Source organism: Micromonospora sp. NPDC005553, from assembly GCF_042871765.1.
Taxonomy (GTDB): Bacteria; Actinomycetota; Actinomycetes; order Mycobacteriales; family Micromonosporaceae; genus Micromonospora.
The window spans coordinates 79210-100658 of record NZ_JBIAJD010000002.1 but is presented as its reverse complement, the minus strand read 5'-3'; the positions used below and the strand labels follow the sequence as shown (position 1 = coordinate 100658).

Genomic DNA, 21449 nt, shown 5'->3' with positions numbered 1-21449 from the left:
GCGTTTCCGCGTGTGCGAAGGGGTCGGTCAGGACTGGTAGCCCGCCGAGCGGTACTCGTACTCCCGGTCGTCGTCGCGGTCCCCGTGGTCGCGGCTGAAGTCCCAACCGCCGGCCGCCTCGCGGCCGGGCCGACCACCCACTGCGAAACCGCCGATCTCCTGGCCGCGACGCCAGCCCCGGAAGTAGCCGGTGGTGTTCTCCGCGAGGCTTGCCGCATCACGCACTATGCGCAATGGGCGCTCCTCGCGCAGCGGCGAACCCGGCACCAGGTTGGCCTGCGGCACGCGCTTCGGCAGCCCGGCGTTGGTCTCGGCGCCCACCGCCGGGCGGGCGGCCTGCTCCGCGGCCTGCCAGCCGGTGTCGGCGGTGGTCGACCATTCCAGGTCGGACTCCTCGGCCTGCCCGACGAACCAGGCCGACTTGGCCTGCGCGAAGATCAGAAGATCCCCGTCGCCCTCGTCGGCGACCGGCGGCGGCCGGTGCTCCATGGGCGGTGGCCGGTGCTCGACCGGGGGCGACGGCCGGTGCTCGGCGGCGCGCTCGGTGCGGGCGGCCGCCCGACCGTTGCGAGCGGCCTGCTCGCGGTCGACCAGGCGCAGCGGCGGCGTCTCCAGGTGCTGGTCCGGGGGAGGGTTGAGCCCCTCGCGCAGCGCACGGTCGGCCAGCGGCGGCGGTTCCACCAGCCGCAGCATCGGCGGCTCCGGCGGCAGGTCGTCCGCCAACCACGGCGGGGTGACCCGACCGTCGGCCCGACCCGGGTCGGTCGGGGCTTCGACACCGCGGCTGCCGCCGTACGAGTAGGCCACCGGGTTGTTCGGTGAGCTGTCGGACGGGTCCTCCGGGTTGTTGACCAGCGGCCAGTTCGCACGGGAGCCGGGCGGTGCGGCCTCCTGCCCCGGTCGGGGGGTCGGCACCGGAATGCTGAGATCGGTGGCGCTGAACCCGCCGGTGGGTGGCTCGTCGACCGGGCGTTGCAGGTGGCTCGGCCGGGGCTCACCGTTGGTCTTGGGGCGGGGCGGAATGACCGTTCGCTGCCGCTCGGCCCGCGCGTTGTTGATGGCGGCAGTGGTCAGCGTCGGCCGGAACGGCTCACCGGCCTCGGCCGGCGGCACCATGCCCCGCTGCGCCGGCGCGATCGGGGTGATCCCGGGCGGCGGAGGCGGAGGCGCGGAGACGGGCCGGTTGGTCGGGCCGTCGATCCGGCTCGGAAGCGGCTCGCTGCGACTGGGCAGCGTGGACGGCGGCGGACCAGCCATCGCCGCCGGAGTCATCGGCGCGGGTGCGACCGGCGGCGGCGTGACCGGCGCGGGTGCGACCGGCGGCGGCCCGAGCGGGCGGGGCGACGCCAACGGCGCGTTGCCGGGGATCGGCTCTGGACGGCTGCGCCGCCCGACAGCGGCTGCCGGGTCGGCGGCGGGCGGGGTGGGTCGCACCGACCGCAACCCGGCGTTGGTGCCGGCGAGGCCCGTCAACCCGGCGTTGGTGCCGGCCAGGCCGGTCAACTCGCCGACGGACTCGCCGCGGCGGGCCGCAGCCCGGCGGCCGGGCGCCTGGACCGGCGTGCTGACCCGCGAGCTGAGCGCGCTGACCAGCGCCTCACACCCGGCGTCGCAGGCTCGTACGGAGGCGACGGCCTGGCGGACCGTCTCGGCCACCGCGGACGTGAGCGCCCGGTTGACCGCGGCCCGTCGGGGTGTCTCGGAGATGGCGACCCGCAGGGCGGTGACCGCCTCGTTGATCTCCTCGGCATCGGCGACCCCGTCCGCGGCGAGGTGCGCGGCGATGGCATCCGCCGCGACCGACACCTCGCGGCCCCGGGCCACTGTGCCGCCGAGCATGCCGGGCTCGGGCAGCGCGTCCAGCACTGCCAGAGAGACCGGCTCGGCCGGGTCCGGGTAGGCGCGCAGGGCCGCCGGGTAGAGCTCACGCAGAACCTCACGCAGCGCCACGGCGGCGGAGTGCCGGCCACTGGCCAGCGCGGCGTGCGCGGAGAGCACCTGCTTGTATCCGGCGAGGTCCCGGGGCGCCGGCAGGGTGACGGCGGAGAGCGCCCCCGCCTGCAATGCGCGGGCGAGGCCGACCGCCCGTCGTTCGGCCGGAGGCGACTGCATCTCCTCAAGGGAGTCGTCGTCGGCGAAGCGCTCGGCGAAGTCGTCCACCGAGTCGTCGTCAGCGATCGCCAGGGGTCGCCCCGCCGCGCTCAGCAGCGACGTGACCGTGTGGTCGTCGCTGTCGGCGGCGATGGCCGCACCGCTCGGCCCGCCCGACCGCTCCACGAGCAGCGCGACGAGCTGGGCGTAGCCAGCGGCGTCATCGCTGATCTCGCAGACATGCAGCAGACGGCCTGCGTCGTCGACCACAGCGGACGTCAGCGTCGAACCGGCGGAGGCCGGTCGGTCAGCTGAATCCGCCGAGGCCAGACCGCAGTAAACGCGCACGAGCGCCACGGCGTCGTCCTCCTCCCGGGACAGGTCTTTCCTCTGCCAGCAACTGATGCTCCCCGGTACGGGTCAGTCGCGCCAGTCCACCACCGCAGAGATCTTGCCGACAATGGTGCGCCAACCCAAACTTGCGGTCTGCGCCCCGATCTTCTTCAGCCGTCGCCGAGCCATGAACGCGCCGATCCCGCCGTTGGCGGTGCCACGCAGAGCCTCGTCCAGGTCGTCGAGGCTGGAGCCGGCCGAGAGCATGTCGAGTACCGCAGGCAGCCGCAATGCGTACGAGAGGTCACGCGCGGCCTCGCCCGCCTCGATCAGCAGGGTCGAATCCCACGTGTCGTGCCCGCCGCGCAGGTTCTCCACGACCAGGTCGAGCTCGTAGGTGTCCTCGTCCAGCGGAGCGATATCTGCCGGCTCCACCCGTTCGGACAATTCATTCCAGCTGTCCAGTTGGGACAGATCGTTTGGCGCACCGGATCGGATGAAACTGACAAGCGACTCGGGGGTCTTGAACAGCAGCAGCTTGCCCCGGTTGCTGAGGAAGACCGGCACCTCCTCGTCGTCCGCCTCGTCCGCGACTGCCTCGTCCGACTCCTCGTCGGTCCCGGTGTCGGTGGCGGCGCCGTCCCGGCGGCGCGTCGACTCGTCGTCCTCGTCGGCGAACTCCTGGGCCAGTTCCTCGTCGAGGATGACGACGGTCTCGTCGTCCTCTTCCTCCTCCTCGATCGCCTGGCGGCGGGCGAGGAACGGGTCGTCCTGGTCGCGCTCGGTCACGTCGGTCGGAGTCAGCGAGCTGGCCGGTCGGTACGCCCGGAGCGTGAAGCCGGTACCGGCGGGCAGGGCGATCTCCACTGGGTCGATGCGCAGCTCGTCCCAGAGTGAACGGTCGATCGACGCCGACGGTCGGTCGGTCTCGACCTCGTCTGGCTCGGCCACGCCGGTGGTGTCGTCGAGCTCGGGCTCGTCGGCGTCGGGCCGTTGGGGCGACTGGCGGGCCACGCTGACCTCCGTGTGCTTCGGGTTGCCCACCCACCGGGGTCTCTGACCGGCGAGTGACTCTGGGCACATACCCTAGTCGGCGGCCCTGGGTGACCGGTGCCCGCACCCCGGTGGCCGGTTGGGGCACGGGTCCGACCTGCTGGTCGTCGTCGCTGGCGAAGTGACGATTCGACAAGTAGCGTAGCTACGCATGAAGGCCCAGGAGCTGCACGGCCACCTCGATGCTCTGCTGCTCGCCGTGCTCGAACAGGGCGCGCTGCACGGCTACGCGATCATCGAGGCGCTGCGCGCCCGCAGTGACGGCAGTCTGGATCTGCCCACCGGCACCATCTATCCGGCGCTCCGTCGCCTGGAACGCGCCGGTCACGTGGCGAGCACCTGGAGCACTGTCAGCGGCCGGGAACGGCGGACGTACCAGCTCACCGACTCCGGCCGGCGGGCGCTGGCCGGGGAGCGGGCCGGTTGGCGCGAGTTCCAACTGACCGTCGGCCGGTTCCTCGATTCCGGCAGCCCGCCCACCCCGGCCTGACGCGCCCACTGCTGATGCGCCCCCTCCGGGCTGGCCCGTTCGCGCCGGCCGGTGATCAGCGGGTGGTGGCCAGCAGCCAGCCCCGCGCCGCGCGGGTGAGCGAGAAGTAGGCGCCTCCCACCAACACCGCTCCGATGATCATCGGGGGCCAGTGCAGCGCCGCGTCCCAGAGGTTCAACGACCAGGTGAAGAGGGCACCGCCGGCCACCATGCCGAGGATCAGGACGCCGGTCAGGCCGGTGCCCACGGCACGCTGGGCCAGAGCCAGGCCCGGCCGGGGTGCCCGTGCGCTCGCCCGGACCACCAGCAGGCCGGCCACCGCGAGCAGCAGCGTGCTCATCCAGATCCAGTCGACCGAGTTGGAGAGCAGCAGGTAGCCGGCGGGCGGGCGGGGGCCGTCGCTCCAGCTCGCCCCGCGCCAGGTCAGATCGCCGGCGGCCACCCCCACCCCGGCGACCGCCAGCATCCGCAGGGAGAGCCCACGCAGGGCGCCCACCGCCAGCTCGGCCTGCCAGGACGGGAGCACCTGCGCCGGTGAGCCGAACTCGGCCACCGCCCTGCGCTGCGCCTCGGTGGGTGGCACCCCGCTCTCGCGGTACGCCTCCACGGCGTCCAGCAACCCGTGTCGGGCCTCGGTCAGCAGGTCGGACTTGAGTCGCGCCGGCCCCTGCAACCGGGCGGCCAGCTCCCGCAGGTGCTCGTCGACCATCACGTCCTCACCGCGCCACATGGCACCACAGTGCCACGGACCCCGGCCGGTCGACGTCCGGGAGAACCCTGGTCCGCCCCGGAGCCGGGTCAGGGGGCGAGCGCCAGGTAACCCCGTTCGGCCGCGGCCTGGAGCAGCCACTGGTCCCGGTACCAGCCCGGGGCCGCCACCAACTCGGCGTGCCGACCGCGCTGGATCACCCGACCGCCGTCCAGGACCACTATCTCGTCCAGCTCGGCCAGCCCGCTGAGCCGGTGGCTGATCAGCAGCACCGAGTGCCCGGCGGGGGTGGCGGCGAGGGCGGACGCGAGCACCGCGTCCGCGGCGGCCGGGTCCAGACCTTCGGTGGGCTCGTCGAGCACCAGCACCGGCGGCGCGGCGAGTAGTGCCCGGGCGAGCGCCAGCCGCTGCCGCTGCCCACCGGAGAGCTGCCCGCCCTCCTCGCCGACCAGCGTGTCCCAGCCCGTCGGCTGGGCACGGACCCAGTCCAGCAGGCCGGCGGCGGCGGTGGCCTCGGTCAGCTCCTCCTCGCCCGCTGCGGCCCGCCCGAGCAGCAGGTTCTCCCGCACCGTGGCATGAAAGACGTACGCCTCGGCCAGCAGCCCGCCGACAGCGCGCGGCAGCGCCTCCTCGGCGTACGCCGAGAGGTCCTGACCGTCCAGGGTGACCCGGCCGGACGCGGGCGGGACGGTGCCGGTCAGCACGGCGGCCAGTGTGCTCTTGCCGGCGCCGCTCGGGCCGACGACCGCGATCCGGCGTCCCGCCGGCAGGTCCAGGCTGACCCCGTCCAGGGCGGGTGCCGCGCCGGCCCGGTACCGCACTGTCACGTCGACGAAGCGGAGGTCGTGCGGGCCGGTCAGGTCCGTTGAACCGGTCGCCGTCGCCGTCGCCGTCGCCGTCGCCGTCGCCGTCGCCGTCGCGGTCGCGGTCGCGGTCGCCGTCGCCGTCGGAGCGGTCGGCGGGTCGGCGTCGAGCAGGTCCGCCACCCGGGTCAGGCCGGGCCGCAACTGCGTCCACTGCCGGGCCGCCGCTACCAACGCCAGCGTCACCTCGACGGCGGCCAGGGTGCCGACGGCCAGGACGCCCACCAGCACCCCCCGCACGTCGGCGGCGAGCGCGACCAGCACCACCGCCGCGGCGGTCACGCCGGCGGCCAGTACGCCGGCCGCGTCCACGGCGAACCCGGTGGCGGCCAGCCGACGTTCCAGCCTGGCCAGCCGGTGGGCGCGCTGCTCGGCGGCGCGCAGCGTGATGTCGGTCGCCCCGAACGCGGCCAGGTCTGCGGCACCGTGGGTGAGGTCGATCGCGTCGGTGGCCAGCGCGCCCCGCAGGGGGGCCACCTCGGCTGCGCTGCGGCGGGTGACCGCGGTGGCCAACGCGGGCAGCGCCACCCCGGCGACCAGCAGCCCGACGGCGAGCGCCCCGGCGGCCGGTGGTGAGATCAGCGCCGCCACGGCGACCGCCGACACACCGACCACTGCCGCCGCAGAGGCGGGCACCAGCACCCGCAGCAGCAGGTCCTGGACGGCCTCCACGTCGGAGACCAGGCGGCTCAGCACGTCCCCCGAGCGGTGCGCCGTGCCACGGCGGGCCGCCAGGGTGGCGAAGACCCGGGCCCGGACGTCGGTGATCATGCGGAGCACCGCGTCGTGCCCGGCGAGTCGTTCGGTGTAGCGGAACACGCCACGGCTGATCGCCAGCGCCCGGACCGCGACGATCGCCACTGTGAGGCGGTCCAGCGGAGGCTGACCGGCGGCGCTCATCAGCAGCCAGGTGGCGGTGGCCATCAGGGCCAGGCCGGCGAACTCGGTGGCGGCCGCCAGCAGCCCGGCTCCGACCAGGCGGCCCAGGTACGGCCGGGCCAGTCGCAGCACCGCCCGCTCGGCGGCGGCCCGCCCGGCCGGTGCCGACCCCTTCTGCCCGGTCATCGGGCGGCCTTCCCGGTCGGTTCGGGCGTCAACTCGGTGACTTGACCGTCCTCGATGCGCAGGATCCGGTCGGCGTCGGCCAGCAACGCCGGTCGGTGTGCGACGAGCAGCGCCGTCCGCCCGGCGACCAGGCGACGGGTGGCGTCGAGCACCACCGCCTCAGCGGCCGTGTCGAGTCGGGCGGTGGGTTCGTCGAGCAGCACCACCGGGGCGGAGCGCAGGAACGCCCGGGCCAGTGCCACCCGCTGCCGCTGCCCACTGGACAGCCCGTGGCCGCGCTCACCGAGCAGGGTGTCCAGGCCGTCGGGCAGCCCGGCCACCACGTCGTCCAGTGCGGCGTCGTGCACTGCGGCGGTGAGTACGTCGGCCGGGGTGTCCGGTGCGCCGAGGCGGATGTTGTCGGCCAGCGAGGCGGCGAAGAGGTGCGCCCGCTGCGGCACCCAGGCGAGCTGCCGGCGCCAGGCGTCCAGGTCGGCGGTGGCGAGGTCGATCCCGTCCACGGTGATCCGGCCGCTGGTCGGCGTCACGAAACCCAGCAGCAGGCCGAGCAGCGTGCTCTTGCCGGCGCCACTGGGCCCGATGATGGCGATCCGCTCGCCGGGTCGGATGGTCACTGTCACGTCGCGCAGCGCTGTGGTCCGCTCGTACGCCACCGTCACCCCCTCGAACCGGATCTCGGCCCGCGCGTCGGGGACGGAGGCACCCTCGGCGGCCCGGGGCGCGGTGGGTGCGGCGGAGACGGTCAACGCCTCGTCCAGCGCGGCCAGCCCTTCCATGCTGGCGTGGAAGCGGCTGCCGGCGGCCCGCAACGGCAGGTACGCCTCCGGGGTCAGGAGCAGCACCAGCAGCGCGGTCTGCAGGGCCAGCCCGCCACCGAGCAACCGGATGCCGACCGGCACCGCGACCAGCGCCACCGAGAGGGTGGCGACCAGTTCGAGGACCAGCGCGGAGAGGAACGCGATCCGCAGTGTCTTCATGGTGGCGACGCGGTGTCCGTCGGCCATCCGGCGTACCACGTCGGTCTGCGCCCGGGCACGCCCGAACGCGCGCAGCGTGGGCAGCCCGGCGACCATGTCCAGGAAGTGCCCGCCGAGCAGCGCGAGCCGCCGCCACTGCCGCTCGGTGGCGGCCTGCGCCTGCCAGCCGAGCAGTGCGCCGAAGACCGGGATCAGCGGCAGGGTCAGCGCGATGATCACCGCCGAACTCCAGTCGGCGAAGACGACCCGCGCCAGCACCGCGAGGGGCACCGTCACGCTGAGCACCAGTTGCGGCAGGTACCCGGTGAAGTACGCGTCCAGCGCGTCCAACCCACGCCCGGCCAGTGTGGCGATCTCACCGGCCCGCTGCCCGGCCACCCACCCGGGCCCGTGCCGGCCCACCGCGCCGAGCAGGTCGGCCCGCAGGGTGGCCTTGACCGTGGCGGCGACGCGCGCTGAGACAGTGCCCTGCGCCCACACCAGGGCCGAGCGGGCGGCGACAGCGACCACGAAGCCGGCCAGCGCCGGTCGATCCAACCGGCCGTCGATCGCGGTGGCCAGCAGCGACGCGAGCGCGGTGGCCTGCGCCACGATCAACCCGGCGGCCAGCACCCCCAGGAGCGCGAGCACGGCAAGATCGCCCCGGGCCGCAGGGACCCGGCGCAGCAGACGCGGGTCGAACGGACGGCGGCTCACCAGTACACCGGTGCCCTACCGTCGGTCCGTCCTCGGAAAACCCACCAGCACATCGCCTGGAAGCCTAGTAGGGCCGGAAGTAGCGGCAGCGCCACCCAGCCCAGCAGCCGCAGGGTCGGCGTGCTGGCGGCCGCGTCGGCCACCCGCAGCGAGGCGTCCGGGTCGGTCGTGGACACCAGCACGTAGGGCCAGAGAGCTGCTCCGACCAGCAGCACCGGCAGCGCCAGGGCCGCGCCGGTGGCGACCAGAGCCCACCCCGGCCGCCGCCGGGCCAGCGCCGCACGGGCCGCCAGCAGCGCCGCCACGAGCAGCACCGGCAGGAGTACGGCCACCGCCGGCCGCTGCACGGCGTCGCGTACCCGGGCGGAGAGCAGGCCCACGACGGTGGCCAGGGCGACCGCGGTGAGGGCCACCGGCACCAGCCGGCGGGCCGTGCGGCCGACCACGGCGGCGGCCTCGGCCGACAGTCGCAGTGTGAGGAAGGTCGCCCCGTGCACCGCGACCAGGGTGACCATGGCCAGGCCGGCGGCGGCCGCGAACGGGGTGGCCAGGTGTGTCACCCCGGCGACGTGCCCGTCGGCCTTCAGAGGTACGCCCTGCAACAGCGCGGCGAGCAGCACACCCCAGCCCAGCGCGGCGAGGACGCTGCCGATCACCACGACGCGGTCCCAGCGGGCGCGAACCCGCTCGTCACTGGGCCGGCTGCGCAACTGCACCCCGACGGTGACCAGGATGACGCCGACCAGGGCACCGGCGACTGCCGGATAGCAGCCGGCGAGCAGCTCGCCCTCCAGGAGGGGGAACGCGCCGAAGAGAATGCCCATGGCGGCCACCAGCCAGACCTCGTTGCCGAGGAAGAACGGGCCGAGCGCGGTGAGCGCCTCCCGGCGCCCGGCCGGACCGACGCCGCGGGCGAGCAGCAGCCCGACGCCGTAGTCGTAGCCGGCGAGCACCAGGTAACTGGCGAAGAAGAAGCCGAGCACTGCGTACCAGGCGAGGTCCACTGTCTACTCCTCAGAGGAGGGCGGGTTCGGGGTGGGCCAGCTCGCTGGGCGGTACCGGCGGGCGGCCGAGCGCCGGGTCGGCCGCGCCGCGTCTGGCGTGCCGGGCGAGCAGCACCCAGTTGGTGACGGCGAGGGTGCCCAGCAGCAGACTGAACCCGATCAGCGAGGCGAGCATCAGCGGCGCGCTGACCCGGGAGACGGCCTGCTCGGTGGGGAGCAGCCCGTACGCCACCCAGGGTTGACGGCCGACCTCCCGGGAGATCCAGCCGAGGATCACCGCGATGAACGGCAGCGGCAGGGCGAGCAGGATCAGCCAGAGCGGGAAGCGCAGTCGGATGACCCAGTCCCGGAAGAGCAGAGGCAGCAGGAGCCAGACGCAGCCGAGGGTGAAGCCGATCAGGATCATGAAGCCCAACCCGACGCTGGCCAGCACCGGCGGGGTGTAGTCGCCGGGGCCGAACCGCGTGGTCCACTCGGCGATCAGCGCCTGGCTCTCCGGGCTGTCGCCGCCGAACTTGGTCGGCTGAACCGAGCCCACCGGGCCGAACTGGGCGAAACCGAAGCCCTGCACCATCGTGATGGCCAGTGCCGCGGTGACCAGGCCGATCCGCAGCGAGGTGCGGAAGAGCGCGAAGTCCGGGGTACGCCGGATCAGGTGCCAGGCGCTGACCGCCGCCATCAGCATCCCGCCGACCAGCAGCGCAGCCGAGACCACGTGCCCGAAGGCCATGCCGAGGCTGGGGTTGCTGAGCAGCGCGCCGAAGTCGGTGAGGTGGGCGATCCCGTCGCGGACCTCGTAGCCGACCGGGTTCTGGAGCCACGAGTTGGCCACCATGATCCAGAACGCCGAGGCATACGCGGTGATCGCCACGCCCCAGAGCAGCGCGAAGTGGACGCCCTTGCCGAGCCGGTGCCAGCCGAAGATCCACATTCCGAGGAAGGTGGACTCCAGGAAGAACGCCACCAGCGTCTCGATGGCCAGGGGCGCGCCGAACACGTTGCCGACGTAGCGCGACAGGCCGCTCCAGTTCAGCCCGAACTGGAACTCCATCACGATCCCGGTGGCGATGCCGAGCACATAGTTGATCACGTAGAGCTGACCCCAGTAGCGGGTCAGCCGCTCCCACTTCGGGTTGCCGGTGATCACCCAGGCGGTCTGCATGCCGACGAGCAGGGTGACCAGCCCGAGCGTGACCACCACGAACAGGAAGTGGATCGAGGTGGTGGTGGCGAATTGCAGGCGGGCGAGGAGCAGGGTGTCCATGACCAGCCCTCCATAGCGTTGGCTCCCTTGTCGTAGCCACCCTACACGTAGCTAGCCTACTGGTAGCGTCTACTACGCTACGTCGTAGGAAATATTACTACGTAACGTAGTAATAAAGCTCGCGCTCAACCCTGGCCCTCGTGCCGTAGCGCCCCGGGTCCGTCACCGCCCCACCCCGTCGATCATGGAGTTGTGGTGGGTGACAAAGGCCCCGCTAGTAAACAAACCAGGCACCACAACCCCATGATCGACCCGAGCGGGCCGCGATCTTGCACTTTCTGTCCCGGCATAGGGCGCATTCGAGGCTTATCGACAACCGAAACTGCAAGATCGGCGGGGGTGGGCGCGGGGCGGCGCGGCGCGGGGCGGCGCGGGGCGGCGCGGGGGGCGCGGGGCGGTCAGGGGCGGCAGCCTGGATCTGGTGGTCGGCTTGCGGTGCGGGGCAGCGGTTTGTCGCCCGAGGTGCCCGGTGGGCGTCAGCTCAGGAAGAGGGTGACCGGGAGGGCGACCAGCGTGGTGGCGACCGCGAGGGCGGTGGCGCCGAGCACCCGGGGCGGCCGGTCGCTGACCAGCAGGCGCTGCACCCGTACGTCGAGATCCCGGTCGCCCATGCCGAGCGCGCCGGCCGGGGTGATCCGGTGCCCGGCGGCGGCGAACCGGCGCAGCGCACCCGCCAGCGGTGCCTCGGCGTGCAGCTCGCGGGCCTTGTCGTCGGCGCGCATCTCGACCAGCAGGGCGACCCGCTCGTGCGCGTCGCGCACCCAGCCGAACCACGGCAGCGCCCTGCACAGCGCAGTGAACGGCAGCAGCACCAGGTCGTGCCGCTCGTGGGCGTGCGCACGCTCGTGGCTGAGAACCGCGGCCAACTCGGCCCGGTCCAACAGGCTCAGGGTGCCGGCGCTGATCACCACCTGCGGCTTCACGCCCGGCAGGCAGTACGCGGCGGCGCTCGGATGATCCAACACCAGCGCGCCCGGCGCGGCCGGGTCGTTCCGGGCGACCAGGGAGAGCAGGTCCCGGTGGCGACGCTGGGCGCGTACGGTGCCGTGGATGCTGCGAACGGTCGTCGTGACCAGCACCGCCCCGATGCCGAAGCCCACGCCTACGCCGGCCAGGTGGAACGTGCCCACCCCGATCGGCAGGGCACCGTGGGCGAGGTCGTTGGCGAGGGCGAGCAGTGCGCTACCGGTCGACCGGTCGTACGCGCTCAACCCGAGCGCCATCGGCAGGCCCATCGCCGAGAGGCCCAACGCCAGCCCGACGGCCTGCCAGCAGACGATCGCCACCCGCGGGCTGCGCCACGTCCAGGTGGAACGGGCCAACACCTGGGCGGTCAGATAGCAGGCCAGCATCGTGGCGGCGAAGTGCACGGCGTAGGCCATGGCGCGCGCCCTACCGCTCCGCTGTCTCGCCGGCGGCTCGTCGGCCCGCCGGCCCGTCCACCCGGTCGGTCAGGGCGTCGGCCCTGCCCGCGTCGCCGCCGGTGGAGCCCGACCCGGTCAGGCCGGCTTCATTGCCCAGGGCTGCTCGCAGCACCTCGGCCTCGGTGCCGGTCACCGAGCGGGCGAAGCGCACCAGCGCGGCGTCCCGGCTGCCACCCAGGTCGAGGGCGTCGAGCATTAGTTGAGCGATGTGCGCCTCGCGGCTGGCCGCCGGACGATACCGCCAGGCCCGGCCTTCCCGCTCCCGTTGCACCATGCCCTTGCCGGCGAGCCGGTCCAGCACTGTCATCACAGTGGTGTACGCCAGCTCACGGCCATCGAGCGCGTCGGCCACCTCGCGCACGGTCACCCCGTCCGACGTGCCGGGAACCACGTCCCACAGCACGTCCATCACCGCACGCTCAAGATCGCCCAACCGAGTCACGAACCAATCCTACCCCCGGTAGTAGACCCCCACCCGCCCGTCCCCACCCACCACCAACCCCACCCACCCTCGCCACCAGCGATCATGGGATTGACCGGGCCGAAAGAGATCAAAGCCCCCGCCAACCCCATGATCACCAGGGGAGATCGGCGGAACAGGACAAGCACAGGGCAAGAACAGGGATGTTGCTGCCTCCGAGGCGCTGGAGGCAGCAACATCCCTGAAGGCGCCGTGGATCCTGACCGCCCGGAGTGGGCGGGCTCCCCCCGGAAAACCGCCCCGGACAGAAACCCAGAGGCCGAAAAAAGCCGATCACACCCCCTTCGGGTGCCACACCGTCTTCGTCTCCAGCAGCGCGGTCATCGGCGCCACCCCCGGGTCACCGGTCCAGTCGTGGTCGGCCGGGGCCGGCCGGAGCACCCGCTTGAGGTTGTCCGCCGCCTTGACCTCCAGGTCGGTGGCGAGCGCGGCGTCGGTGACCCCGGTCAGGTCGATCGCATTGACGTCCATGTGCGCGGCCAGCGTCGGCGCGGTCTCGGTGATCGCGCCGGTGAGGATGTTGACCACACCGCCGGGCAGGTCGGAGGTGGCCAGCACCTCGGCCAGCGTCACCGCCGCCAGCGGCTCGCTCGGGGATGCCGCCACCACCACCGTGTTGCCGGTGACGATCGCCGGGGCGATCACGCTGACCAGGCCGAGCAGCGCCGGGCGCTCCGGGGCGACCACAGCGACCACGCCGGTCGGCTCGGGCGCGGAGATGTTGAAGTACGGGCCGGCGACCGGGTTGGCACCGCCGTACACCTGGGCCACCTTGTCGGCCCAGCCGGCGTACCAGACCCAGCGGTCGACAGCGGCGTCCACCTCGTCGCCGGGGATGCCCAGGGCGACGAACTGTTCGCGGCGGCCCTCCAGCATCTCGGCGGCCCGGTAGAGGATCTGACCCCGGTTGTACGCGGTCGCGCCAGCCCAGCCCTTGACGGCGGCGCGGGCGGCGACCACCGCGTCCCGGGCGTCCTTGCGGGAGGCCAGTGACACATTCGAGGACTGCACGAGATACGACCGTCCCGACTCGCTGCGCGGGAACTTCCCGCCGATGAAGAGCTTGTACGTCTTGCGTACCGCGACCCGCTCAGACATTGAGGTACCCCTCCAGCCCGTGCCGGCCGCCCTCGCGACCGTAGCCCGACTCCTTGTAACCACCGAACGGCGAGGTGGGGTCGAACTTGTTGAAGGTGTTGGCCCAGACCACGCCGGCGCGTAGCCGGTCGGCCATCCACAGGATCCGGGAGCCCTTGTCGGTCCAGATCCCGGCCGACAGCCCGTACGGCGTGTTGTTGGCCTTCTCGACGGCCTCGGCCGGGGTGCGGAAGGTCAGCACCGACAGCACCGGGCCGAAGATCTCCTCGCGGGCGATCCGGTGTGCCTGGGTGACGCCGGTGAAGATGGTCGGCGCGAACCAGAAGCCCCGGTCGGGCAGGTCGCACGGCGGTGACCAGCGCTCGGCGCCCTCGGCCGAGCCGGCGTCGGACAGCTCACGGATCCGCTCCAGCTGGGCGGCCGAGTTGATCGCGCCGACGTCGGTGTTCTTGTCCAGTGGGTCACCGACCCGGAGCTGAGCCATCCGTCGCTTCAGCGAGTCCAGTACTCGGTCGGCCACGTTCTCCTGGACCAGCAGTCGGGAGCCGGCGCAGCAGACGTGCCCCTGGTTGAAGAAGATGCCGTTGACGATGCCCTCGACGGCCTGGTCGATGGGTGCGTCGTCGAAGACGATGTTGGCGGCCTTGCCGCCCAGCTCCAGGGTGAGCTTCTTGCTGGTGCCGGCGACGGAACGGGCGATGGCCCTGCCCACGTCGGTGGAGCCGGTGAAGGCGACCTTGTCCACGCCGGGGTGCTCGACGAGCGCGCGGCCGGTGTCGCCAGCGCCGGTGAGGATGTTGACCACACCGGCCGGCAGCTCGGCCTGCTGGCAGATCTCGGCGAAGAGCAGCGCGGTCAGTGGGGTGGTCTCGGCCGGCTTCAGCACCACCGTGTTGCCTGCGGCCAGCGCCGGGGCGATCTTCCAGGCCAGCATGAGCAGCGGGAAGTTCCACGGGATGACCTGCGCGGCCACGCCGATGGGGCGCGGGTTGGCACCGAAACCGGCGTGCGGGAGCTTGTCGGCCCAGCCCGCGTAGTAGAAGAAGTGCGCGGCGACCAGTGGCAGGTCGACGTCGCGGGACTCGCGGATCGGCTTGCCGTTGTCCAGCGACTCCAGGACGGCCAGCTCGCGGGAGCGCTCCTGGATGAGCCGGGCGATCCGGTACAGGTACTTCGCCCGGTCCCGGCCCGGCATCGGGCCCCAGACCTTGTCGTACGCCTTGCGGGCGGCGCGCACCGCGCGTTCCACGTCCTGGGCGCCGGCCTCGGCGACCTCGGCCAGCACCTCCTCGGAGGCGGGGTTGATCGACTTGAAGCTGCCACCGTCGGTCGGGTCGACGAACGTGCCGTCGATGAACAGCCCGTACGAGGGTTTGAGGTCCACCACCGAGCGGGACTCGGGGGCGGGGGCGTATTCGAACATCGGCTATCAGTCCAGGGTGAAGTAGTCGGGACCGGAGTAGACGCCGGTCGTCAGCTTGGTGCGCTGCATCAGCAGGTCGTTGAGCAGGCTGGACGCGCCGAAGCGGAACCAGTCCGGGTCGAGCCAGTCCGGGCCGACGGTCTCGTTGACCATCACCAGGTACTTGATCGCGTCCTTGGTGGTCTTGATGCCACCGGCGGGCTTCACGCCCACCTGCCGCCCGGTCGCTTCGCGGAAGTCGCGCACCGCTTCCAGCATCACCAGGCTCACCGGCATCGTCGCCGCGATCGGGACCTTGCCGGTGGAGGTCTTGATGAAGTCGCCGCCGGCCAGCATGGCCAGCCAGGAGGCCCGCCGGACGTTGTCGTAGGTGGCCAGCTCGCCGGTCTCCAGGATCACCTTGAGATGGGCGTCCCCGGAGGCTTCCTTGGTGGCCACGATCTCGTCGTAGACCTCCTTGTACCGCCCGGCCAGGAAGGCACCCCGGTTGATCACCATGTCGATCTCGTCGGCACCGGCCGCGACGGCGGCCCGGGTGTCTGCCAGCTTGATCTCCAACGGCGCCTGACCCGAGGGGAACGCGGTCGCCACGCTGGCCAGGTGCACACCGGAGCCGCGCAGCACCTCTGCCACGTGGGGGACCATCGCCGGGTAGACGCAGACCGCGCCGACGTGCGGGCAGGACGGGTCGGCCGGGTCCGGGCGCAGGGCCTTCGCGGCGAGCGCGCGCACCTTGCCCGGGGTGTCCGCCCCTTCCAGGGTGGTCAGGTCGACCATCCGGATCGCCAGGTCGATCGCCTGCGCCTTGGCGGTGGTCTTGATGGAGCGGGTGCCGAGCTGTGCCGCCCGCTGCTCCGCGCCGACCTGGTCCACGCCGGGCAGGCCGTGCAGGAAGGTCCGCAGAGCGGTCTCGGATCGTCCCAGCTCGGAGAGCTCCGACCGGGCCGACGTCGTTGTCGCCGTCATGCCGAGAAGTCTACGCACGAGACCGCCGAGTGATCTTGCTCACGACCTCTCGATGGCGTTCCGACGTGAGCGGCGTCCCTGGTCCGACCGCACCCGCACCGTCGCGGGGTACGGACCGGTAGGTTGAGCGATCGTGGACGTACACGTCATTGACCACCCGCTGGCCCAGTCAAGGTTGACCGCCATGCGGGACGCGCGCACCGATTCCTCGACGTTCCGGGCGGCGCTGCACGAACTGACCACCATGCTGGTGTACGAGGCGGCGCGTTCCTTCCCCGTCGAGCGGTACCCGGTGCAGACGCCGGTCACCGGCACCGAGGGCACCCGACTGGCCAACCCGCCGCTGCTGGTCCCGGTGCTGCGCGCCGGGCTGGGCATGGCGGACGCCGCGCTGGGTCTGCTGCCCGAGTCCTCGATGGGTTTCGTGGGCCTGGCCCGCGACGAGGCGACCTACGAGCCCCGCGCGTACATGGAGTCGCTGCCACGCGACCTGGCCGGGCTGCCGGTGCTGGTGCTCGACCCGATGCTGGCCACCGGCGGTTCGCTGGAGCACTGCTGCCAGCTGCTGGCCGACCGCGGCTGCACTGACATCACAGTGCTCTGTGTGCTCGCCGCCCCGGTCGGCATCGACCGGCTGGAGCGCTCCGGCCTGCCGTTGCGCCTGGTCACGGCCTCGATCGACGAGGGGCTCAACGACCACATGTTCATCGTCCCCGGCCTCGGCGACGCCGGCGACCGCCAGTTCGGTGGCATGCCCCGCTTCTGACGGGAGACCCGGTCGGTGCCGGGTCCGGCGGGGTCCGTGCACCGGGTGCGCGGACCCGCTACCGTCTCCGGCCATGACTGGTGTTGCGCTCGCCGAGGAGTTGCTGCTCCTCGCCTACGACGACACGACCGGCAAGGCGACGATGCCACGGATCAGCCTGGACCTGGGCATGGCCGCCGCGGTGCTGGTCGAGCTGGCCCTGACCGGCCGGATCGCGTACGCAGACGGGTCCCTGGCGGTGATCGACCCGACGCCCACCGGCGAGCCGTTCAGCGACGATGTCCTCGGCCGGATCGCGGCCGACACCCCGCACAGCCCAGCGTCCTGGGTACAGCGTCTGCGGCACGGCCTGCGCGACCGGATCCTCGCCGACCTGTGCCGGCAGGGTGTCGTCCGGGACGTCGACGAGACCGAGCTGGGCTTCATCCACGTGCACCGTTACCCGGTCGTGGACACCTCCGTCGAGGCGGAGACCCGGCAGCGGCTGGCCGAGGCGCTGACCGGCGCGGCAGCCCCGGACGAGCGGACCGCCGCGCTGGCCACCCTGGTGGTGGTGCTCCGGATGGAGTCCGCGCTCGGGGTGAGCGGCGAGGCCGCCGCCGACGCCCGCCGCCGGCTGACGGAGATCGCCACCGGCGCCGGGTTCTCCGGCGAGGTGAGCACCGACGACTCGGTGGTCCGCCCGTCGGTCGGCCTGGTCGTCGCCGCCCTGGCCAAGGCCGTCGACCAGGCCCTCGGCAAGCGCGCCTGACCGTCGAAGCCAGCACGCCCCTGCCATCCTTTGCTCTGCACCCGAAGATGCACCACGAGCAGCCGGCGTCTGGCGACCGCCGCATGTCGGCTCCCCGATGGCACCTGGCGCATCCGCGGGTGCAGAGCAAAGGGAACGTGCTGGGCGGACGGGTCCTTCGCGGCGTCAGATGCCGAGAGCGGCGCCGACCTCGGCCCGCAGCCCGACGACCGCCTGCGCCGCCCGGCTGCGGGCCGCCGGGACGTCACCATCCGAGACCGGCTCCACCACCTCGAGGTACGCCTTGAGCTTCGGCTCGGTCCCGGACGGGCGGATCACCACCCGGGCCGCCGCGGTCCGCAGGATCACCACGTCCGACTCGGGCAGCAGGTCCCGAACGCTGTCCACCGGCTGCCCGAGCAGGGTGGCCGGGGTGGCCGCCCGGATCCGGGCCATCGCATCGGAGATGACCCGCAGGTCGTCCACCCGGGCGGAGAGCTGGTCCGTGTGGTGTACGCCGAACTCGGCAGCCAGCTCGTCCAGCCGGTCGGTCAGCGTGCGACCCTGCGTCTTCAGGCCGGCGGCCAACTCGGCCACTGTCAGCGCGGCGGTGATGCCGTCCTTGTCCCGGACGTGTTCCGGGGCGACGCAGTAGCCGAGCGCCTCCTCGTAGCCGAAGACCAGCGGCGCGCTTCCTCCGCCGGCCCGCACGATCCACTTGAAGCCGGTCAGCGTCTCGTCGTAGGGCAGGCCCCGGGCCGCGCACATCGCCCGCAGCAGTGACGACGACACGATGGTGGTGGCGTAGAGCCCGGTCACCCCCCGGCGCATCAGGTGATCGGCGAGCAGGACGCCCACCTCGTCGCCCCGCAGCATCCGCCAGCCGTCGCGGTCCCGGACGACCACCGCGCAACGGTCGGCGTCCGGGTCGTTGGCGATGGCGAGGTCCGCGCCGGTGGAGTCGGCCAGGGCGATCAGCCGGTCCACCGCACCCGGCTCCTCCGGGTTGGGGAACGACACGGTGGGGAAAGCCGGGTCCGGCTCGGCCTGGTCGGGCACCACTCCGGGGGTCGGGAAACCAGCGCTTGCGAAGGCGGCGGTGAGCACCGCCGCGCCCACCCCGTGCAGGGGGGTGTACGCCACAGTCAGGTCCCGTGGCCCGTCCGGGTCGATCACCGCGGTGGCCCGTTCGACGTACGAGGCGACCAGGTCGTCGCCGAGCACCTGACCCGGCTCGCCCAACGGCACCTGGGCCAGCGGCCCGACCGATCGGATGGCGGCCTCGATACCGGCGTCGGCGGGTGGCACGATCTGCGCGCCGGCGCCCAACTCGCCGCCCAGCTCCGCGCCGAGGTAGACCTTGTAGCCGTTGTCCTGCGGCGGGTTGTGGCTGGCCGTGACCATGACGCCGGCGACACCGCCGAGGTGCCGCACGGCGTATGCCAGCACCGGGGTGGGCAGCGGGCGGGGCAGCAACAGCGCCGGGCGGCCAGCGCCGGTCGCCACCTGGGCCGTGCGCTCGGCGAACTGCCGGGAGCCGTGCCGGGCGTCGTACCCGATCACCAGGGGACCGGTGCCACCCTGGGCCGCGAGCCAGGTGACCAGGCCGGAAGCGGCCTGGGTGACAACGGCGAGGTTCATCCCGTTCGGGCCGGCGCGCAGCGGGCCGCGCAGGCCCGCCGTGCCGAAGGTCAGCGGGCCGGCGAACCGGTCGGCCAGCTCGGGGCCGCTCGCCGGGAGACCGTCGAGCACCGCCGTCAGCTCGTCCCGGCTGGCCGGGTCGGGGTCGTCGGCCAGCCAACGCCGGGCTTGCTCGCGAATGTCGTCGATGTCAGTGCTGTCCGCCGCCATGCCCCTTGATAGCACGGCGACGGATCACCCCTGTGGGTTCCCTCCGGCTCAGCCGTTCCCGGTGAGCTGGAACGTCCGTGCCATCTCGTCGAAGATCGCCTTGCTCTCCGCGAACTTGGCGTCCGTGGCGGTGAGGTAGAACGAGTACGCCTTGCCGTCCTGCGCGACTCCCCGCCAGACACCGTGCCGCATCGCGTCACCCGCGCCGCAGGTGTACTCGAATTCGGCTGCCGGCCTGCTGGCCAGTTCGGTCTCCGTGGAGGAGATCTGGTTGTACGGCTTGACGCAGGAGGTGCTCCGGGTCTTGAGGCCGTTCTCGGCCGTCTCGGCCCACCGGACGGAGCTGCTGGTCCACTTCTCGGTGATGATGCGGACCTTGCGGCCGCTGTCGGCCGGGTCGATGTAATCGGTGTACGAGCCGCCGGTGGACTTCTTCCAGCCCTTCGGCACCATGACCTGGATCCCGCGGGCCGTGTGCTCCTGCATTTCGACGGTGGGAGCCGCCGGGGCGGCGGTGGTGGGCTGCGCGGCAGGGGTGCTCGGCGGGGCGTCGTCGCCGCCGGAGAGCGCCACCGCGGTGAGCAGCAGCACGACGACCAGGCCGCCGGCCGCGGCGAGCTGCACCTTGCGCGGCCAGCCCTTGACCGTGGTGACGAGCTGACCTCCGGTGGCCCTGGCCTTGTCCAGCGCGCTGCCGCCCGAAGCGGCCGGCGTGGTCGCCCAGGGCTGGCCGGTGCCCGGCACCGACCACTGGTTGCCGCCGCCGTAGGTGCCGCCGACGCGCTGGGTGGCCTCCGGTGCTGCGCCGCCGTACCCGACCTGCTGGGTGGCATCGGCCGGGCTGCCGTAGCTGACCCGCTGGGTGGCGTCGGGGTGCCCGCCGGCGTCCACCCGCTGGGTGGCGTCCGCGTTGCCGCCGTAGGTGCGCCCGGCCGCCGGTCGGCCCGTCGTCGGCATCGCGCCGGTCGGCGTGTGCAGCGGGCCGGCCAACGCGTCGGCGCTGGTCTCGTCGAGACCCCCGGTGGTGCCGGCCGGGCGAGCTGCCGCCTGCGGGCGCTCGCCCCGGCGCAGCGAGGCCAGCCGGTCGGTCAGGGACTCGCCCGGGGCCAGCATCGCCTTGCCGCCGATCTGGCTGTCCGGCTTCGGCTCCGGCTGGGGCGGCGGCAGGACGGGGATGGGGCGCTGCTGCACCGGTACCACGGCGTACGGGTCGGTGACCGAGTGCACAGCCGTCGCCGTGCTGCCCAGCGGGCCGGCGAGCAGCTCGCGCAGCATGGCCCGGGAGGTGTGCACGTCGAGTCGGCGCGCCGGGTCCTTCTCGAGCAGACCCATCAGCACCCGGGTCAGCGGGCCGCTGCGCTGCGGTGGGGCGGGCGGGTCCTCCACCACGGCGTGCATGGTCTCGATCGGGTCGCCCTTGTCGAACGGGGGGCGCCCCTCGACAGCGGTGTAGAGCGTCACACCCAGCGAGAAGAGGTCACTCGGCGGCCCGAACTCCTGGCCCATGGCCCGCTCGGGCGAGATGAAGTGCGGTGAGCCGAGCACCATGCCCGGGGTGGTGAGCTGCACGTCGGTGGGCATCCGGGCGACCCCGAAGTCGGTCAGCACGCAGCGCCCGTCGGTGCAGATCAGCACGTTGGCGGGTTTGACGTCGCGGTGCAGCACGCCGATCGCGTGCGCGACCTCCAACGCGCCGAGCAGCGCAATGCCGATCTTGGCGACGGCCCGGGGCGCGACCGGCCCGTCCTCGATCACCATGTCGGCGAGGCTGCGGGCGTCCAGCAGCTCCATCACGATCCACGGCCGGCCCGCCTCGGTGACCACGTCGTACACCTGCACCACGGCGGGGTGCTGGATGGCGGCGGCGGCGCGGGCCTCGCGCAGGGTGCGTTCGTACATCGCGTCGCGGTCGCTGGGGGCCAGCCCTGGGGGCAGGACGACCTCCTTCACCGCCACGTCACGGCGCAGCAGGGTGTCTGTGGCGCGCCACACCGTGCCCATGCCGCCGTTGCCCACCGAGGACCGCAGCGAGTACCGGTCACCAATGGTGGTGCCGGGCGCCGCTCGTCCGTTGGCGGGACTGACTGGTCCGCCGCTCCACGTCGGGATCTGAGTCACAGAAAAGCCACCGGGGGAAATCGAGGGGGGCTGGGACACAACCCCCC

Annotated in this window: 17 protein-coding genes; 3 read left to right on the top strand and 14 right to left on the bottom strand. The window is 73.0% G+C overall.

The features are described 5' to 3' along the window. Positions 1-27 precede the first annotated feature (27 nt). Both ACFYPG_RS07700 and ACFYPG_RS07695 read right to left on the bottom strand, forming a co-directional pair. Positions 28-2472 (bottom strand): transposase, encoded by a 2445-nt coding sequence (locus tag ACFYPG_RS07700; protein ID WP_387351817.1) that lies wholly within the window; start codon positions 2470-2472, stop codon positions 28-30. A gap of 39 nt (positions 2473-2511) precedes the next feature. Next, a complete protein-coding gene (locus ACFYPG_RS07695; RefSeq protein ID WP_387351001.1) occupies positions 2512-3468 on the bottom strand; it encodes a DNA primase in 957 nt (318 codons plus the stop codon). Between the two features lie 160 nt (positions 3469-3628). On the opposite strand from ACFYPG_RS07695, the gene ACFYPG_RS07690 reads away from it, so the two are divergent. Continuing rightward, on the top strand, positions 3629-3967 hold the full coding sequence (locus ACFYPG_RS07690; protein WP_355009499.1) for a helix-turn-helix transcriptional regulator: 339 nt from the start codon (positions 3629-3631) through the stop codon (positions 3965-3967). A gap of 55 nt (positions 3968-4022) precedes the next feature. Here the strand turns inward: ACFYPG_RS07690 and ACFYPG_RS07685 are convergent, their stop codons facing one another. The 10 genes from ACFYPG_RS07685 to deoC form a co-directional block, all read right to left on the bottom strand. Continuing rightward, complete coding sequence (locus tag ACFYPG_RS07685) at positions 4023-4697, bottom strand: permease prefix domain 1-containing protein (RefSeq protein WP_355009498.1); 675 nt, start codon at positions 4695-4697, stop codon at positions 4023-4025. A 68-nt stretch (positions 4698-4765) separates the two neighbouring features. Then, positions 4766-6604, bottom strand: a complete 1839-nt coding sequence (gene cydC, locus ACFYPG_RS07680) for a thiol reductant ABC exporter subunit CydC (RefSeq protein WP_387350999.1) — start codon at positions 6602-6604, stop codon at positions 4766-4768. Then, the gene (cydD, locus tag ACFYPG_RS07675; protein WP_387350997.1) at positions 6601-8277 is read right to left on the bottom strand and encodes a thiol reductant ABC exporter subunit CydD; all 1677 of its coding nucleotides are present in this window, start codon (positions 8275-8277) and stop codon (positions 6601-6603) included. The genes cydC and cydD overlap by 4 nt, the downstream gene beginning before the upstream one ends. Next, the gene (locus ACFYPG_RS07670; RefSeq protein ID WP_355009495.1) at positions 8274-9281 is read right to left on the bottom strand and encodes a cytochrome d ubiquinol oxidase subunit II; all 1008 of its coding nucleotides are present in this window, start codon (positions 9279-9281) and stop codon (positions 8274-8276) included. Before ACFYPG_RS07670 ends, cydD begins: the two co-directional genes overlap by 4 nt. Before the next feature lie 10 nt (positions 9282-9291). Beyond that, positions 9292-10545, bottom strand: coding sequence for a cytochrome ubiquinol oxidase subunit I (locus ACFYPG_RS07665; protein ID WP_387350995.1), 1254 nt, complete (start codon positions 10543-10545; stop codon positions 9292-9294). Positions 10546-11021: 476 nt separating this feature from the next. Beyond that, positions 11022-11927, bottom strand: coding sequence for a M56 family metallopeptidase (locus ACFYPG_RS07660; RefSeq protein ID WP_355009493.1), 906 nt, complete (start codon positions 11925-11927; stop codon positions 11022-11024). Between the two features lie 10 nt (positions 11928-11937). After that, positions 11938-12411, bottom strand: coding sequence for a BlaI/MecI/CopY family transcriptional regulator (locus tag ACFYPG_RS07655; RefSeq protein WP_387350994.1), 474 nt, complete (start codon positions 12409-12411; stop codon positions 11938-11940). A 312-nt stretch (positions 12412-12723) separates the two neighbouring features. After that, complete coding sequence (locus ACFYPG_RS07650; RefSeq protein ID WP_355009491.1) at positions 12724-13548, bottom strand: aldehyde dehydrogenase family protein; 825 nt, start codon at positions 13546-13548, stop codon at positions 12724-12726. Then, on the bottom strand, positions 13541-14971 hold the full coding sequence (locus ACFYPG_RS07645; protein WP_355009490.1) for an aldehyde dehydrogenase family protein: 1431 nt from the start codon (positions 14969-14971) through the stop codon (positions 13541-13543). The genes ACFYPG_RS07650 and ACFYPG_RS07645 overlap by 8 nt, the downstream gene beginning before the upstream one ends. Positions 14972-14977: 6 nt before the next feature. Then, entirely contained in the window at positions 14978-15937 is a 960-nt protein-coding gene (deoC, locus tag ACFYPG_RS07640) for a deoxyribose-phosphate aldolase (RefSeq protein ID WP_387350992.1), read from the bottom strand. 133 nt (positions 15938-16070) lie between these two features. On the opposite strand from deoC, the gene upp reads away from it, so the two are divergent. Together upp and ACFYPG_RS07630 are read left to right on the top strand one after the other, a co-directional pair. Further along, complete coding sequence (gene upp / locus ACFYPG_RS07635; protein ID WP_355009488.1) at positions 16071-16703, top strand: uracil phosphoribosyltransferase; 633 nt, start codon at positions 16071-16073, stop codon at positions 16701-16703. Positions 16704-16776: 73 nt separating this feature from the next. After that, positions 16777-17454, top strand: coding sequence for a GPP34 family phosphoprotein (locus tag ACFYPG_RS07630; protein WP_355009487.1), 678 nt, complete (start codon positions 16777-16779; stop codon positions 17452-17454). A gap of 165 nt (positions 17455-17619) precedes the next feature. On the opposite strand, the gene ACFYPG_RS07625 is transcribed toward ACFYPG_RS07630, so the two are convergent. After that, a complete protein-coding gene (locus ACFYPG_RS07625) occupies positions 17620-19284 on the bottom strand; it encodes a phospho-sugar mutase (RefSeq protein ID WP_355009486.1) in 1665 nt (554 codons plus the stop codon). 48 nt (positions 19285-19332) lie between these two features. Further along, a complete protein-coding gene (locus tag ACFYPG_RS07620; RefSeq protein WP_355009485.1) occupies positions 19333-21402 on the bottom strand; it encodes a serine/threonine-protein kinase in 2070 nt (689 codons plus the stop codon). Between the last annotated feature and the right edge of the window lie 47 nt (positions 21403-21449).

What these genes read in the sequence shown, in the direction of transcription:
- ACFYPG_RS07645 (WP_355009490.1), bottom strand. Translation starts at nt 14,971, where the DNA reads ATGTTCGAATACGCCCCCGCCCCCGAGTCCCGCTCGGTGGTGGACCTC.
- ACFYPG_RS07690 (WP_355009499.1), top strand. Translation starts at nt 3,629, where the DNA reads ATGAAGGCCCAGGAGCTGCACGGCCACCTCGATGCTCTGCTGCTCGCC.
- ACFYPG_RS07660 (WP_355009493.1), bottom strand. Translation starts at nt 11,927, where the DNA reads ATGGCCTACGCCGTGCACTTCGCCGCCACGATGCTGGCCTGCTATCTG.
- ACFYPG_RS07650 (WP_355009491.1), bottom strand. Translation starts at nt 13,548, where the DNA reads ATGTCTGAGCGGGTCGCGGTACGCAAGACGTACAAGCTCTTCATCGGC.
- ACFYPG_RS07665 (WP_387350995.1), bottom strand. Translation starts at nt 10,545, where the DNA reads ATGGACACCCTGCTCCTCGCCCGCCTGCAATTCGCCACCACCACCTCG.
- ACFYPG_RS07630 (WP_355009487.1), top strand. Translation starts at nt 16,777, where the DNA reads ATGACTGGTGTTGCGCTCGCCGAGGAGTTGCTGCTCCTCGCCTACGAC.
- ACFYPG_RS07625 (WP_355009486.1), bottom strand. Translation starts at nt 19,284, where the DNA reads ATGGCGGCGGACAGCACTGACATCGACGACATTCGCGAGCAAGCCCGG.
- cydC (WP_387350999.1), bottom strand. Translation starts at nt 6,604, where the DNA reads ATGACCGGGCAGAAGGGGTCGGCACCGGCCGGGCGGGCCGCCGCCGAG.
- ACFYPG_RS07685 (WP_355009498.1), bottom strand. Translation starts at nt 4,697, where the DNA reads ATGTGGCGCGGTGAGGACGTGATGGTCGACGAGCACCTGCGGGAGCTG.
- deoC (WP_387350992.1), bottom strand. Translation starts at nt 15,937, where the DNA reads ATGACGGCGACAACGACGTCGGCCCGGTCGGAGCTCTCCGAGCTGGGA.